This window comes from Streptomyces sp. NPDC059897 (assembly GCF_042730865.1).
Taxonomy (GTDB): domain Bacteria; phylum Actinomycetota; class Actinomycetes; order Streptomycetales; family Streptomycetaceae; genus Streptomyces.
Genome location: NZ_JBHWKQ010000055.1, coordinates 19,853 through 34,062 on the forward strand (window position 1 = coordinate 19,853; position 14,210 = coordinate 34,062).

A 14,210-nucleotide genomic window follows, 5' to 3' on the forward strand; every position below is an offset into this window, starting at 1 on the left:
GCACGGCCTTGCCCCAAGGCCCGCACTACCGCGCCTGCAGGCGCGCACTGCGAAAGATAACCACACGACCTGGGGAAACGGATCCCCAGGGATGTCACCGTTTCGTCCCAACAGCGGGGAGGATGCCCGACTTTCGGCGGCGGCGTAACCGGACTTTCGGCTGCGCTGCACCCGGGCTTTCCGCTAGGACGTCACCGCTCCCCCGGCCTTCCAGCGCGTCCAGTCCATGTTCCAGCCGCCCATCCCGTTGTCCGGGGCCACCTTCTTGTCCGCGCTGTTCCTGACCTCCACCACGTCGCCGATCAGGCTGCGGTCGAAGAACCGGCCCGCGGGGGTGTCCGAGCCGCCGCCCTTCACGTCGCGCAGTCCTACGCAGCCGTGGCTGACGTTGTCGCGGCCGAAGACGCCGCCCGACCAGTAGTTGCCGTGCAGGAACGTGCCGGAGTCGGTGAGCCGGATGGCGTGCGGCACGTCCGGGATGTCGTACTCGCCGCCGAAGCCGACGGTGCGGCTGTCCATGCGGGTGACGTCGAGCTTCTCGCTGACGACCATCTTCCCGTTGTACGTGGTCGAGCCCGGCGCGCCCGCCGTGATCGGCACGGTGTCCACCACCTTGCCGCCCCTGCGCACCTTCATGGTGTGCGCCGCCGCGTCCACCACGCTGACCTGGCCGCGGCCGACCGTGAACGTGAACGCCTTGTCCTGGAGGCCGTAGACGCCGGGCGCCGCCTGTACGTCGCGCAGGCCCAGGTCGACCGTGACCTTCGTGCCCGGCCTCCAGTAACGCTCCGGCCGGAAGTCGAGGCGGTTCCTGCCGAACCAGTGCGGGGCGATCTCCACGCCGGGCCGCGCGGTCACCCTGATGGCCCGCTGCACGGCGGCCCGGTTCTCGATCTCCCGGTTGAACGCGACCTTCACGATCATGCCGGTGCCGACCCGGGCCCGGTGCTCCGGCGTGACGTAGCCGATGAAGCGCTTGTCGGGGACGTAGGTCCTGAACGTGGTGTGCCGGGCCATCCGGCGGCCGTGGCCGTCGACCGCGACCGCGTCGACCTTGTACTGCGCGGCGAGCGCGAGCCGGTCCGCGTCGGAGCCCGTGGGGCGCCAGCGCATCGCGTCCCGCTCCAGGCGGCCGGGCACGGGCCGCTCCTCGGCGTCCTGGACCCTGACGACGTCGACCGACTCCAACCGGCCCTCGGATACCGCGACTTGGAGTCGCCCCCGCACGCCCTTCGCCCCGTCGTCGGGCGTGACCCGGATCAGCTCCTTCGCGGACCGCGGCTTGCCGGACAGCGTGTCGCCGCCCCCGCATCCGGCGACCGCGCCCATCAGTCCCGCCCAGGTCAGTACGGCGCCCAATGTCGCCCCTGCGTGCCGCGCACGCCTCACAGCTCTGCTCACGCCAAGGGCAACGACGTGCCCCCCGCTGGGGAAACGTGAGTGCGAGCGAAGCTCTGGGCAGAACAGATGGGAGGAAGCAGGGCGAGCGCGGCCGGGACGCCGCACGCCCCGCCGCCCAGGATCCGTGGAGCCGCGGGAGGCCGTCAGGTGTCGAGCGCACCCGAGCAGGAGGCAGTTCAGAGCGCGCCGCGCGCGGGCAACGGCAGAGCGCTGCCCGCCCCGTTCACCGGTCGCGGGCGTGAGCGGGAGCGCGTGCCCCCTCTGGAGCCGGTGTGGCCGGGCACGCCCGTGCCGCTCGGCGCCCGCTTCCGGGTCGGTCCGGACGGCGTCGCGGGCACCAACTTCGCGCTGTGGGCGGGCGGCGCCGAATCCGTCGAGCTGTGCCTCTTCGACGAGGAGGGCCGCGAACGCCGCGCCCCGCTCACCGAGTTGACGCACGAGATCTGGCACGGCTTCGTACCGGGAGTGCTGCCGGGACAGCGCTACGGGTTCCGGGTGCACGGCCGCTGGGACCCGTGGACCGGCGCCCGCTGGAACCCGGCGAAGCTGCTGCTCGACCCGTACGCGCGGGCGGTGGACGGCGAGTTCGGACTGCCGCCCGAGGTGTACGGGCACGTCCGGGACTGGCCCCAGCAGCATGTCGCCGACACGGTGCGCGACGACCGGGACTCGGCGCTGTACGTCCCCAAGGGCGTGGTCGTGCACGACGACGCGTCGGGCGACGAGTGGGTGGACGACCGGCGGCCGAAGACACCGTGGGCGGACTCGGTGATCTACGAGCTGCACGTGCGCGGCTTCACCCGCCAACACCCGGACATACCCGCGGAGTTGAGAGGTACGTACGCGGGGCTCGCGCACCCCGCCGCGATCGAGCACCTGGTGAAGCTGGGCGTGACGGCGGTGGAGCTGCTGCCCGTGCACCAGTTCGCGCACGAGGACCATCTGCTGCGCCGGGGCCTGCGCAACTACTGGGGCTACAACTCCATCGGCTACTTCGCCCCGCACGCGGGCTACGCGGCGTCCGGGACGGCCGGGCAGCAGGTCGGCGAGTTCAAGCGGATGGTGCGGGCGCTGCACGACGCGGGCATCGAGGTCATCCTCGACGTCGTCTACAACCACACGGCAGAGGCCGGCGAGCTGGGCCCGATGCTGTCCCTGAAGGGCATCGACAACCGCGGCTACTACCGCCTCCAGGACGACGCACGCCGCTACGCCGACTACACGGGCTGCGGCAACACCCTGCACGTGGTGCAGCCACAGGTGCTCAGGCTGATCACGGACTCGCTGCGGTACTGGGTGACGGAGATGGGCGTCGACGGGTTCCGCTTCGATCTCGCGGCGGCGCTCGCCCGCTCCATGCACGACGTCGACATGCTCTCGCCCTTCCTCGCGGTCATCGCGCAGGACCCGGTGCTGCGCCGCGTGAAGCTGATCGCCGAGCCGTGGGACGTGGGCTCCGGCGGCTACCAGGTCGGCTCCTTCCCGCCCCTGTGGACCGAGTGGAACGACCGCTACCGCGACGCCGTGCGCGACTTCTGGCGCGGCGCGCTGCCCGACGTCCGGGACCTCGGGTACCGCCTGTCCGGTTCGAGCGACCTGTACGCGTGGGGCGGTCGCCGCCCGTACGCCTCGGTCAACTTCATCACCGCGCACGACGGGTTCACGCTGCGCGACCTCGTCTCGTACGAGAGGAAGCACAACGAGGCCAACGGCGAGGGCAACCGGGACGGCACGCACGACAACCGGGCCTGGAACTGCGGCGTCGAGGGCGAGACCGACGACGAGGGCGTACGGGCCCTGCGCAGGCGGCAGTTGCGGAACCTGCTGACGACGCTGCTGCTGTCGACCGGGGTGCCGATGCTGGTCGCGGGCGACGAGTTCGGGCGCACGCAGCGCGGCAACAACAACGCGTACTGCCAGGACAACGAGATCAGCTGGGTCGACTGGGGGCTGCTCGACGACCCGGGCTGCCGGGAGCTGTTCGCCCTCGCCGCACGGCTCGTCGCGCTGCGGCACACGCACCCCGTGCTGCGGCGCCGCGCGTTCTTCTCCGGGCGCGCGCACTCGGCGGACGGGCTGCGGGACCTCGCGTGGTTCACCTCGCGGGGCACCGAGATGACGGAGGGCGACTGGTACGCGCCCGCCGCCACGGTCGGCATGTATCTGTCGGGGCGCGACATCCCCGGCCGGGACGCGCGCGGCGAACCGGTGCGCGACGACAGCTTCCTCGCGGTGCTGCACGCGGGCGACCGGGCCGAGAGCTTCGTACTGCCGGGCGAGCCCTGGGCCCGCTCGTACGAGGTGGTGGTGGACACCGGCGAGGAGGAGCAGGGCGCGGCGCCGGCCGTGCTGCACGAGGCCGGCACCACGGTCACCGTCGCCGCGCGGACGGTGCTGCTGCTGAAGGTCAGGACGTAGGCCGCGGCTCGCCCGCATAGGTGCCGAAGGACCAGAGGTTGCCCTCCGGGTCGGCGATCGCGAACTCGCGGCTGCCGTACGGCTGGTCCGCGATCTCGCGGAAGATCTTGACGCCCGCGTCGACGAGGCGGGCGTACAGCTCGTCGACATGGGCCGTCACGACGTAGCAGCCGAAGGTGCCCGGTTTCAGGGACCAGTCGCCCTCCGCGGCGTCCGGCTTCTCCGAGCCGAGCATGATCGCGCCGCCCTCGGGCCAGTCGAGCTGGGCGTGGGCGACGCGGTCGCCGTCCTCGTAGACGGCCGTGCGCAGGAAACCGACGGTGTTCACGAGGAAGTCGATGAGCGCGGGCGCGTCGTGCGCCGAGAGAGTGGGCCAGACGGCGGGCGCGCGCGGGGTCTGCGGGGTGCTCTGCTGAGTGCTCTGTGTGGTGTTCATGGCTCCGAGTCTTCGCCGTTGTGGTGTCCCCCGGCTTGGATGTTTCGGCACTCCTCGGCGATCCACCCGGTCGGGCTCAGGCCCGTGTACTGGCGGAAGTCGCGGACCAGGTGGGAGTGGTCGCAGTAGCCGTGCTCGGCGGCGACGCGGGACAGGTCCGGCGGGGCGCCCGCCGCCACGGCGCGGACGACGGCGGCCTTCGCGTGCTGGAAGCGCATCAGGCGGGCGGCCTGTTTCGGGGCGAGGCCCGTCTCGGCGCGGAACAGCGTGGTGAGGCGGCGCTCGCTGAGGGCGACGTGCGCGGCGAGTCCCTTCAGGGTGCCCGCGCCGCGGTGCCGGGCGAGCCAGGTCCACGCCTCGGCGACCTCGGGGCGCACCCCGGCCAGCGGATCGTCCGCCGTGCGCCGCGCCAGATAGCCGGAGACGAGGTCGAACCGGGCCCGCCAGTCGTCGAGTTCGGCCAGCTCCTCGCGCACGTGGGCCGCCGTCCGGCCGAGCACGTCCGTGCCCTCGACGGCGACGGGCCCCGCGAGCTCGGCCGCGGGGACGCCGAGCAGCGCGCGGGCGGCCAGGGGGTGCACGGCGAGCTGGATGCCGGCCTCGGAGCCGGACTGGGCGATGTACTCGGGGCGCTGGTGCAGGCCGCCCACGACGATGTCCGTGCGGACGGCGTCCGGGCCCAGGGCCTCCTCGGGGGTGTGGCCGCCGACGACCGGTTCGTCGAGGGTGAAGATCACGGTGAGGTACGGGGACGGCAGGCCGCGGTGGAGCGCGGGAGGCAGGCCCCGGGTGCGGTAGCCGACCGCCGAGACGATCGGGCCGCCGGGCCGTGGCGTCGCGCGCACGAACTCCTGGGAGCCGTTGCTCATGACTCCAGTATGCGAGCCGGAGACCTACCCGCGCCCGGCGGTCGCATGCCGGTCACGGACGGTGATCCCGATCATGGGAATCGCGGCGCTGTGGCTCTAAGGTGGCGCGCCGTGACCGAAGCCAGAAAGAACTCCCTGCGCAAGAAGCCCCTCGTCGCCGGTGTCGTGGGCGCCGCCCTCGCCGCGACGCTCGCCACCACCGTGCTGTGGCCCGACACCGAGGCGAAGGCCGCCACAGGACGGGACGCGACGGCGCGGGCCGTCGCCGCCCAGCTGAAGCACTGGCCGCGGGCGCAGGCGAAGCGGCTCGCCCGGGTCGTGGCGGCGCACGAGGGCGAGAAGGGCGCGTACGCGACGTTCGACGCGGACAACACGACGTACCGCAACGACCTGGAGGAGTCGCTGCTGCCGTTCCTGGAGCAGAAGGGCGTCCTGACGCGGGACACGATGGACCCGTCGCTGGAGGTGGTCCCCTTCAAGGACACGGCGGACCACAAGGAGACGCTGACCGAGTACTACAACCGGCTGTGCGAGATCGACGACCAGGTCTGCTACCCGTGGGCCGCGCAGATCTACGCCGGGTTCACGCTGAAGCAGCTCAAGGGCTGGGTCGACGAACTGCTCGCGTACGACGGGCCGCTGCCGGGCGGCGCGAAGCCGCCGGAGTTCTCGGAGGGGATGCGCGAGCTGTACCGCGCGCTGCGCTCGCACGGCATCGAGGTGTACGTGGTGAGCGCCGCGAGCGAGGACCTCGTCCGGATGGTGCTGGCCGACCCGAAGTACGGCTACGACGTGAAGCCGGAGAACGTCATCGGCGTCGCCGCGCTCCTGAAGGACCGCGAGACGGGTGACGTGACGAGCTCGCGCAAGGAGATCGCCGCCGGGACGTTCGACCAGAAGGCGCTTCAGGACCGGGAGCTGACGCCGAAGCTGTGGGCGCCCGCGACCTGGTACGAGGGCAAGCCCGCCGCCATCAGCACGTACATCGACGCCTGGAAGAAGCCGATCCTGGCCGCCGGGGACACGCCGAAGAGCGACGGCCCGATGCTGTTCCGGTCGGTGGACGTGGCGCACGGTGGGGTGCGGGTGTGGGTCAACCGCAAGGACAGCTACATGAAGGAGCTGGACGCCATGAAGGCGGACGGGGCGAAGCGGCAGAAGGAGCTGGGCCAGAAGGTGACCGCCGACAAGCGGTGGGTGACGGTCACCCCGGACGAGATCCGCTGAGCCGTCGCGTATCCGGGCCTCAGCCGAGGATCTTCCGGTCGTACGCCACCGCGACCGCCGCCGCGCGGTCCTTCACGCCCAACTTGCCGTAGATGTGGGTGAGATGGGTCTTGACCGTGGCCTCGCTGATGAACAGCTCGCGGGCGATCTCCTTGTTCGAGGTGCCCTTCGCGACCAGGACGAGGACCTCGCGCTCGTGGGCCGAGAGCGTCTCGTCGACGGCGGGCGCGGGCGTGCGCACGGCCGTGACCAGGCGGGACGCCACCGCCGGTGAGAGGACGGTGCGGCCCTCGGCCGCGGCACGTACCGCCGTGAAGAGTTCCTCGCGCGGGGCGTCCTTGAGCAGGTAGCCGGTGGCGCCCGCCTCGATCGCGGGCAGCGTGTCGGAGTCCGTGTCGTACGTGGTGAGGACCAGGACGCGGGCCCGCACGCCCTGCCCGGCCAGCTCGCGGATCGCGTCGACGCCGCCTCCGCCCGGCATCCGCAGGTCCATGAGGACGACGTCCGGGTCGAGGGCGGCGGCGCGGGCGACGGCCTCCACCCCGTTGGCCGCCTCGCCGACGACCGTGAAGCCGGTGGTCGACTCGAACATGCCGCGCAGACCGTCCCGTACGACGGGGTGGTCGTCGACGATCAGCAGGCTGATGGCGGGAGGCGCGGAGTCACTGGTCATGGCGCACCAAAGGTACGTGAGCGGAGATCGCGGTGCCGCCGCCTTCCTCGGACTCGACGGTGACGCCGCCCGCGAGCCGTTCGGCGCGGGCCCGCATCCCGTCGAGGCCGAAGCCGCCGCTGCCGGAGCGGGCGGGCAGGGCGAGGGGGTCGAAGCCGCGGCCGTCGTCGCGCACGTCGAGGGTGACCTGGCCCGCCATGAAGGACAGGGTGACGCCGACGCGGGTTGCGGCCGCGTGCCGGGCGGCGTTCGACAGCGCCTCCTCGGCGATCCGCAGCAGGCTCGCCTCGATCTCCTCGTGCAGCGGTTCGGCGGTGCCGGTGAGGGTGAAGTCGGCGCGGACGCCGGTGCGGGACGACCAGTCGGCGACGGTCTTCTTGAGGGCCTCGGCGAGCGTCGCGTCGTCGAGGGCGGCGGGCGCAAGGTTGTGCACGGAGCGGCGGGCCTCGCCGAGGCTGTGCCGGGCGAGGTCGGCGGCCCGGTCGAGGTGCTCCCGGGCCAGGCCCCGGTCGTCGGTGTTCGCGACGACTTGCAGCTGGGCGATGATCCCGGTCAGGCCCTGGGCGATGGTGTCGTGGATCTCGGCGGCGAGCCTGCGCCGCTCGTCGGAGATGCCGGCTTCCCGCGCCTGGACGAGGAGTTGGGAGTGCAGCGCGGCGTTCTCGTCGAGCGCGTCCTGGAGCGCCTTGTTGGTGCGCTCCAGCTCGGCGATGGTGGCGACCTGGGCGAGGGAGCGCTCGCCCTCCTTCGTGTCGAGGTGGACCATGGCCGCGACCAGACCCAGGTTGACCGCGAGGAGCGCGCCGAACAGGGCCCACTGCGCCGTGTTCCCCGGCGGCAGGCCACCCGCCTGCGATCCGGCGAGGATCACCGCGGAGGCGGCGAGGCCCGGTTTGACCAGCCGGGGCAGCAGGAACCGCCCGGCGCCGAAGTAGCCGATGGCGGCGTAGAACGCGTACAGCGGATTGAGCCACGCGAGACAGAAGGCGAGCCCCCAGCGCAGCCAGTAGTAGACGCTCCCCGCCACCGAAGGCCCCTTGCGGGCGAGCCCGAGACGCAGGGCGACGGCCTCCAGGACGACGGCCGCCGCGACGAGCGCTCCCATCGCCCACCAGTCCACGCGGTCGAGGCCGAAGGCGCCGTTCGTCGGCACCGCCATCACGGTGCCGACGGCGAGCAGGGTGTACGGCGACCACCGGTGGAAGGAGCGCCAGCGCTGCTCGACATCGGCGGCGCCGGAGTCGAGCGGTGCGAGCACGTCGCCGGGCACGGGGCCCGATCCGTAGCCCACGAGGGGCCGCCCGCCGCTCCGCCGCACGTCCGCACCGGGATCGGCGCCCGGCCCGCCCTGGTCCCGCTCGTCCATGTCCCCAGTCTGCGCGACCACGCCCGCCTCCAAGGTCATTCGCACCGGAACGGTCATTCCCAGCGGAACCAGCGCGCGGCCACGCCGGTCAGTCCCACGGCCCACACGGCGAGCACCAGCAGGTGCGACCAGGCCGGCCAGTCGCCCGCCGCGGCCTGGCCGAGGGCCTGCGCGGCGGCGCCGAACGGCGTGAGCTCGACGATGTTCGCCAGCGTGTCCGGCATCGTCTGCACGGGCAGCCAGACGCCGGCGCAGAACAACGCGGGGAAGAAGACGACCGAGCCGATCGCGTTGGAGATCTTCGTCGTACGGGCCCGGGAGGCGATCAGCGCGCCGAGGGCGAGGACGACGACGACCGACAGGACGAGCGCGAGCAGATATCCCCCGGCCTGCCGGGGCAGCGCCACGTCGAAGGCGATGCGGCCGACGGCGAGACAGAGGGCGACCGACACGAGGACGGCCGCGCCGTGAATGCCCATCTGCGCGCCGAGGACGGCCGTCGGCCGCACCGGCGTGGTCGACATCCGGCGCAGGATGCCGCGCTCGCGGTACCCGGTGATGATCGGCGGCATCGACTGGACGCCGCCCGAGATCATGCCGACCAGCACGGTGACCGGGACGTACGCGTCGACGAGCCGGAGGCCGCCGAGCCCCGCGTCGGGCTCGCGGAAGGCCGGGATGGAGCCGAGGATCACAAGCAGTACGACGGGGAACAGCAGGATCCCGATGAGGCTGCCGGCCTCGCGCCTGAAGAGGGTGAACTCGGCCTTGAGGACGGCCCGGTCGCCGGCTGCCCGGCCGGTCGGCGCGGCGTCGGTGGTCGTGGGTGCGGTGACGGTAATCATGACTGGCCGGCTCCCGTGAGGTCGAGGTACGCGTCGTCCAATGTGGCGTCGGAGACCCGGAGTTGGTGGGCGGTGACGTGCTGCCGGGCGAGCAGTGTGAGGAGCGCGGTGACCGTGTCGTCGGTGCCGGTGAGGGTCACCCGGCCGTCCTTGTGGTCCACGGAGGTGAGCGCGGGCAGCCCGGCCAGCGCGCCCTCCTCCAGCGGCGCGGACGGTGTGAAGGAGATGACGGTCGACCCGGCGGCCCGGCTGATCAGGCCCGCCGGGGTGTCGAGCGCGGCGACCCGGCCCCTGTCGATGACGGCGATCCGGTCGCAGAGCCGCTGCGCCTCCTCCATGAAGTGCGTGACGAGGAGGACGGTGACGCCGCTGTCGCGCACCTCCTCGATCAGCTCCCAGGTGTCGCGGCGCGAGCGCGGGTCGAGCCCGGTGGTCAGCTCGTCGAGGACGACGACGCGGGGGTTGCCGACGAGGGCGAGCGCGATGAACAGGCGCTGCTTCTGGCCGCCGCTGAGCTTCGCGAACCGGGTGCCGAGCTTGTCGGTGAGCCGCAGCCGGTCGGCGAGCGGCCGCCAGTCGAGGGGCGCCGGATAGAAGGCCGAGTACAGCTCAAGGGCCTCGCGGACGGTCAGCTTCGGCTGGATCTCGCTCTCTTGGAGCTGGGCGCCGAGGATGCCGGTGACCTGTGCGTGGTCGCGCACGGGATCGAGCCCGGCGACCCGGATGTGCCCCTCGTCGGCCGCGCGCAGCCCCTCGACGCACTCGACGGTGGTGGTCTTGCCCGCCCCGTTCGGCCCGAGGATGCCGAAGATCTCGCCCTCGCCGACGGTGAAGGACACCCCGTCGACGACGGCCCGCCCGGCATACGTCTTGCGCAGCCCGGCGACCTCGATGAGCGGTGCTGTGGTGGTGGTCATGGCATCAAGACTCGCCGCGCGGGCCCTGCGGGGGCATCGGCCATCGCGCTTGAGCACGCATCAACCGATCGGTTGATGGACGGTACGACTCCGGGGCGGGGCCCCTGCGGTCGGGCGACCGAAACTCGGTGGGCGTTGTCAGTGGCAAACCGTAGGCTCGCCCCTGATGCCGACGACGACACGTGCCACCACAGAGACGACCGGCCAACTCTCCGTCGTGCGGACGCTGTTGCGGCTGTGGCCGTACGTGCGTCCGGTGCGCGCGCGGTGGGCGGGGGCGGCGTTCGTGGCGGTGCTCGCGTCGTGCCTGGCGCTTGTCTTCCCGCTGGTCCTGAAGTGGATCGTGGACGGCCCGGTGACCGAGCGCGATCCGGGCGGGGTGTGGCTGGGCGCCGGGGTGCTGCTCGCGCTCGGCATCGCGGAGGCGCTCCTGTTCGGCCTGCGCCGGTGGCTGGTGGCGCGGCCGCTCGCGGGGGTGGAGGCGGCGCTGCGGGCCGATCTGTACCGGCATCTTCAGCGGCTCCCGGTCTCCTTCCACGACCGGTGGGCCTCGGGCCAGCTGCTGTCGCGCGGCACGACGGACCTGATGGTGCTGCGGATGTTCCTCGCCTTCCCGCTGACGTTCCTGATCGTCAACGGCGTGACGATCCTGGCCGGCCTGACCGTGCTGATCGTCCAGGACTGGGGGCTCGGCCTCGTCCTGCTCGCCCCGGTCGTCCCGCTGATCGCGTTCTGCTACAAGTTCGAGGGCGGGTACGCGCACGCCTCGCGCCGCGCGCAGGACCAGGTCGGCGATCTGACGACGGTCGTCGAGGAGTCGGTCCTCGGCATCCGCGTCATCAAGGGCTTCGGCCGGCACCGCAGCCAGGCCCGCGCCTTCCGGGACCTGGCGCGCACGGTGCGCGGCACGGAACTGCTCAAGGCGCGCCTCCTCGCCGGGATCCTCACGGTGATCACTCTCCTTCCCGAGGTGGCGCTCGGCGCGGCCCTGGTGATCGGCACGGTCCAGGTGTCCGACGGCTCGCTGTCCGCGGGCACGCTCGTCGCGTTCCTGTCCACGGCGCTGGCGCTGCGCTGGCCGATCGAGTCCATCGGCTTTCTGCTCGCGATGAGCCAGGAGGCGGCGACGGCGACGCGACGGTACTTCGAGGTGCTGGACGCGGATCCGGAGGACCAGCGGGTCCTGGCCGCGTCGGACGGCCAACACCCGGGCGACGGCCTGCGGTTCGAGGGCGTCGCCTTCCGCTACCCCGACGCCGCCGAGGACTCCGTCCCCACCCTGGCGCGCGTCGACCTGCACATCCGCTCGGGCGAGACCATGGCGCTCGTCGGCTCCACCGGCAGCGGAAAGACCACGCTCACCGCGCTCGTGCCCCGGCTCTACGACGTGACGGAGGGCCGCATCACGCTCGACGGCCGGGACATCACGGCGATGCCGCGCGCCGAGCTGCGCGAGCTGGTGTCCGTGGCGTTCGAGGAGCCCACCCTGTTCTCCGCGTCGGTCGCCGAGAACGTGCTGATGGGAGCCCCCGAGGACACGGGGGCCGCGGACCTGGAGCAGGCGCTCGGCGTCGCACAGGCCGAGTTCGCGCACCGGCTTCCCGACGGCGTCGGCACGGAGGTCGGCGAGCAGGGCCTGAGCCTGTCCGGCGGTCAGCGCCAGCGCCTCGCCCTGGCCCGCTCCGTCGTGGGCACGCCCCGCTTCCTGATCCTCGACGACCCGCTGTCCGCGCTCGACGTGCACACGGAGGCCGCGGTGGAGGCCGCGCTGCGCCGGGTGCTCGCCGACAGCACGGCGCTCGTGGTCGCGCACCGGCCGTCCACCGTGCTGCTCGCCGACCGGGTGGCGCTGCTGTCGCAGGGCCGGATCACGGCGGTCGGCACCCACCACGAACTGCTGCGGGCGAACGCCGAGTACAGGCACCTGATGTCGGGCGAGCACACCGGGGAGACGGACGCGGAGACGGAGACGGAGCACGTATGACGACGACCGCGAAGCCGGGCGACAAGGCGGGTGCGCAGGGCGAACCGCAGCGCCCCGAGGACGTCCGGCCGCACTCCCCCGGCGACCCCTTCGACCAGGACGACCTGCCGACGCCCGAGGGCGCGACGGGCGGCCTGCTCCGCTCGCTGCTCGCACCGCACCGCCGCATGGTGGCCCTCACCGTCCTCGCACTGCTCCTGCAACAGGCCGCCGTGCAGTCGGGGCCCCTGATCGTCGCGTACGCCATCGACAGCGCGGTCCCGGCGCTGCGAGCGCACGACTACGGGCCGCTGGTCGTCGTCGGCGCGGGCTTCCTGCTGTGCGCGGTCGGCTCGGCCGCGTTCGTGTACGCGTACGTCCGGCTCTCGGCCCTCGTCAGCCAGAACGTGCTGGTCGACCTGCGCGGCCGCATCTTCCGGCACGCGCAGGCGCTGAGCGTCGACTTCCACGACCGGTACACGTCGGGGCGGGTCATCTCGCGGGCCACCACGGACGTCGAGGCGCTGCGCGAACTGCTCAGCGAGGGCCTCCAAGAACTGGTCAACGTCATCGTGGGCTCGGTCTACATCACGGCCATGCTGCTCTGGCTGGACCTCGGCATCGGCTCGGTCGCCGCCCTGTCCTTCGCCCCGCTGTACGTCCTGATCCGGCTGTACCGGCAGCGGGCGGCGCGGGCGTACGCGGAGCGCTCCTCGGCCATCGCCGCCGTCATCGTGAAGTTCGTCGAAACCATGAACGGCATCCGTCCCGTCCGCGCCTTCCGCCGCGAACGGGCCAACGACGAGCACTTCGCCCGCCTCAACCACCGGCACGAGCGCTCCAACGGCACGGCGATGCTGGAGATGGCGCGCTACGTCGTCGGCTCCCGGCTGCTCGCGAACACGGCGGTGGCGGGCATGGTGCTGTGGGGCGCGTACCGGGTCGCGGGCGGCACGCTCGAACTCGGCGTGCTGGCAGCCGCGGTGCTCTACATCCGCCGCCTGTACGACCCGATCGACCGCCTGGCGATGTTCCTCAACGCGTACGAGAGCGCGGCCGCGTCCCTCCGGAAGATCGCGGGCCTGCTGGTGCAGACCCCCTCGGTACCGGAATCGGCCACACCGCGCCCGCTGCCCGGCCGGGAGAGCGAACAGCCGGGCCGCGAGGTCGAGTTCCGGTCGGTCTCCTTCGGCTACCGCACGGGCGGCGAGGTCCTCCCCCGCTTCGACCTGACGCTGCCTGCCGGGCAGACGGTGGCGGTGGTCGGCTCGACGGGAGCGGGCAAGTCCACCCTGGCCAAGCTCCTCGCCCGCTTCTACGACCCCTCGCACGGCGAGGTCCTGCTCGACGGGGTGGACCTGCGCGACCTGTCGGGCGCGGAGCTGCGGCGCGGGGTCGTCATGGTGACGCAGGAGGCGTTCCTGTTCTCCGGGACGGTCGCCGAGAACATCGCGATCGGCCGCCCCGAGGCGAGTCGCGAGGAGATCGAACAGGCCGCGAAGGCCATCGGTGCCCACGACTTCATCGCGGCGCTCCCCGACGGCTACGACACGGACGTCCGCAAGCGGGGCGGCCGGATCTCGGCAGGCCAGCGCCAGTTGGTGGCGTTCGCCCGTGCCCTCCTCGCCGACCCGGCGGTGCTGATCCTCGACGAGGCGACCAGTTCGCTCGACATCCCCGGTGAGCGGGCGGTGCAGCGGGCCATGCGGACGGTGCTGCGCGGCCGCACGGCGGTCGTCATCGCGCACCGGCTGTCGACGGTGGAGATCGCGGACAGGGTCCTGGTGATGGCGGCGGGCAAGGTGGTCGAGGACGGCCCCCCGTCGGAACTCATCGCGGGAACAGGCGAGTTCGCCGACCTCCACCGGGCGTGGCGCGACAGCGTGATCGGCTGAGCTCGGCCCCTTCAAGCCCCGCCGGCGATTGAGGCGCGGGGTCCGGGGCAGAGCCCCGCGACCGCAACCACATCACCGGCTAACGAACCACGCACACCGGACAACGAACGATTTCCGGCCAACCTGTTGACGGGCCCCTGACACGCGGCAGCGCTTGGTGCCACTCTCCCAACCGCACCACTCCGCATTGCGCTCTGCCC

General features: G+C 72.5%; 11 protein-coding genes. 4 read left to right on the forward strand and 7 right to left on the reverse strand.

All coding sequences use genetic code 11. The annotated features are described in order from the left end of the window. Positions 1-183: 183 nt before the first annotated feature. On the reverse strand, positions 184-1,401 hold the full coding sequence (locus ACFV9W_RS35530; protein ID WP_385769526.1) for an Ig-like domain-containing protein: 1,218 nt from the start codon (positions 1,399-1,401) through the stop codon (positions 184-186). 147 nt (positions 1,402-1,548) lie between these two features. On the opposite strand from ACFV9W_RS35530, the gene glgX reads away from it, so the two are divergent. Next, complete coding sequence (gene glgX / locus ACFV9W_RS35535; protein WP_385769528.1) at positions 1,549-3,819, forward strand: glycogen debranching protein GlgX; 2,271 nt, start codon at positions 1,549-1,551, stop codon at positions 3,817-3,819. On the opposite strand, the gene ACFV9W_RS35540 is transcribed toward glgX, so the two are convergent. Further along, positions 3,809-4,255 (reverse strand): VOC family protein, encoded by a 447-nt coding sequence (locus tag ACFV9W_RS35540; protein WP_385769529.1) that lies wholly within the window; start codon positions 4,253-4,255, stop codon positions 3,809-3,811. The genes glgX and ACFV9W_RS35540 overlap by 11 nt on opposite strands. Continuing rightward, a complete protein-coding gene (locus ACFV9W_RS35545; RefSeq protein ID WP_385769531.1) occupies positions 4,252-5,124 on the reverse strand; it encodes a helix-turn-helix domain-containing protein in 873 nt (290 codons plus the stop codon). The genes ACFV9W_RS35540 and ACFV9W_RS35545 overlap by 4 nt, the downstream gene beginning before the upstream one ends. 111 nt (positions 5,125-5,235) lie before the next feature. Here ACFV9W_RS35545 and ACFV9W_RS35550 point away from each other — a divergent pair, with 111 nt between their 5' ends. Beyond that, a complete protein-coding gene (locus ACFV9W_RS35550; protein WP_385769533.1) occupies positions 5,236-6,351 on the forward strand; it encodes a haloacid dehalogenase-like hydrolase in 1,116 nt (371 codons plus the stop codon). Between the two features lie 19 nt (positions 6,352-6,370). Here the strand turns inward: ACFV9W_RS35550 and ACFV9W_RS35555 are convergent, their stop codons facing one another. From ACFV9W_RS35555 to ACFV9W_RS35570, 4 genes are read right to left on the reverse strand one after another with little or no spacing between them, the layout of a single operon-like run. Further along, on the reverse strand, positions 6,371-7,024 hold the full coding sequence (locus ACFV9W_RS35555; RefSeq protein ID WP_385769535.1) for a response regulator: 654 nt from the start codon (positions 7,022-7,024) through the stop codon (positions 6,371-6,373). After that, positions 7,014-8,411, reverse strand: a complete 1,398-nt coding sequence (locus ACFV9W_RS35560; protein ID WP_385769537.1) for a sensor histidine kinase — start codon at positions 8,409-8,411, stop codon at positions 7,014-7,016. The genes ACFV9W_RS35555 and ACFV9W_RS35560 overlap by 11 nt, the downstream gene beginning before the upstream one ends. Before the next feature lie 32 nt (positions 8,412-8,443). Then, the gene (locus ACFV9W_RS35565) at positions 8,444-9,235 is read right to left on the reverse strand and encodes an ABC transporter permease (RefSeq protein ID WP_385769539.1); all 792 of its coding nucleotides are present in this window, start codon (positions 9,233-9,235) and stop codon (positions 8,444-8,446) included. Beyond that, entirely contained in the window at positions 9,232-10,152 is a 921-nt protein-coding gene (locus ACFV9W_RS35570) for an ABC transporter ATP-binding protein (protein ID WP_385769541.1), read from the reverse strand. Before ACFV9W_RS35570 ends, ACFV9W_RS35565 begins: the two co-directional genes overlap by 4 nt. A gap of 166 nt (positions 10,153-10,318) precedes the next feature. Between ACFV9W_RS35570 and ACFV9W_RS35575 the strand changes: the two genes are divergently transcribed. Together ACFV9W_RS35575 and ACFV9W_RS35580 are read left to right on the forward strand one after the other, a co-directional pair. Continuing rightward, entirely contained in the window at positions 10,319-12,136 is a 1,818-nt protein-coding gene (locus ACFV9W_RS35575) for an ABC transporter ATP-binding protein (protein WP_385769542.1), read from the forward strand. After that, positions 12,133-14,010 (forward strand): ABC transporter ATP-binding protein, encoded by a 1,878-nt coding sequence (locus tag ACFV9W_RS35580; RefSeq protein WP_385769544.1) that lies wholly within the window; start codon positions 12,133-12,135, stop codon positions 14,008-14,010. Before ACFV9W_RS35575 ends, ACFV9W_RS35580 begins: the two co-directional genes overlap by 4 nt. The last annotated feature ends 200 nt before the right edge of the window (positions 14,011-14,210 follow it).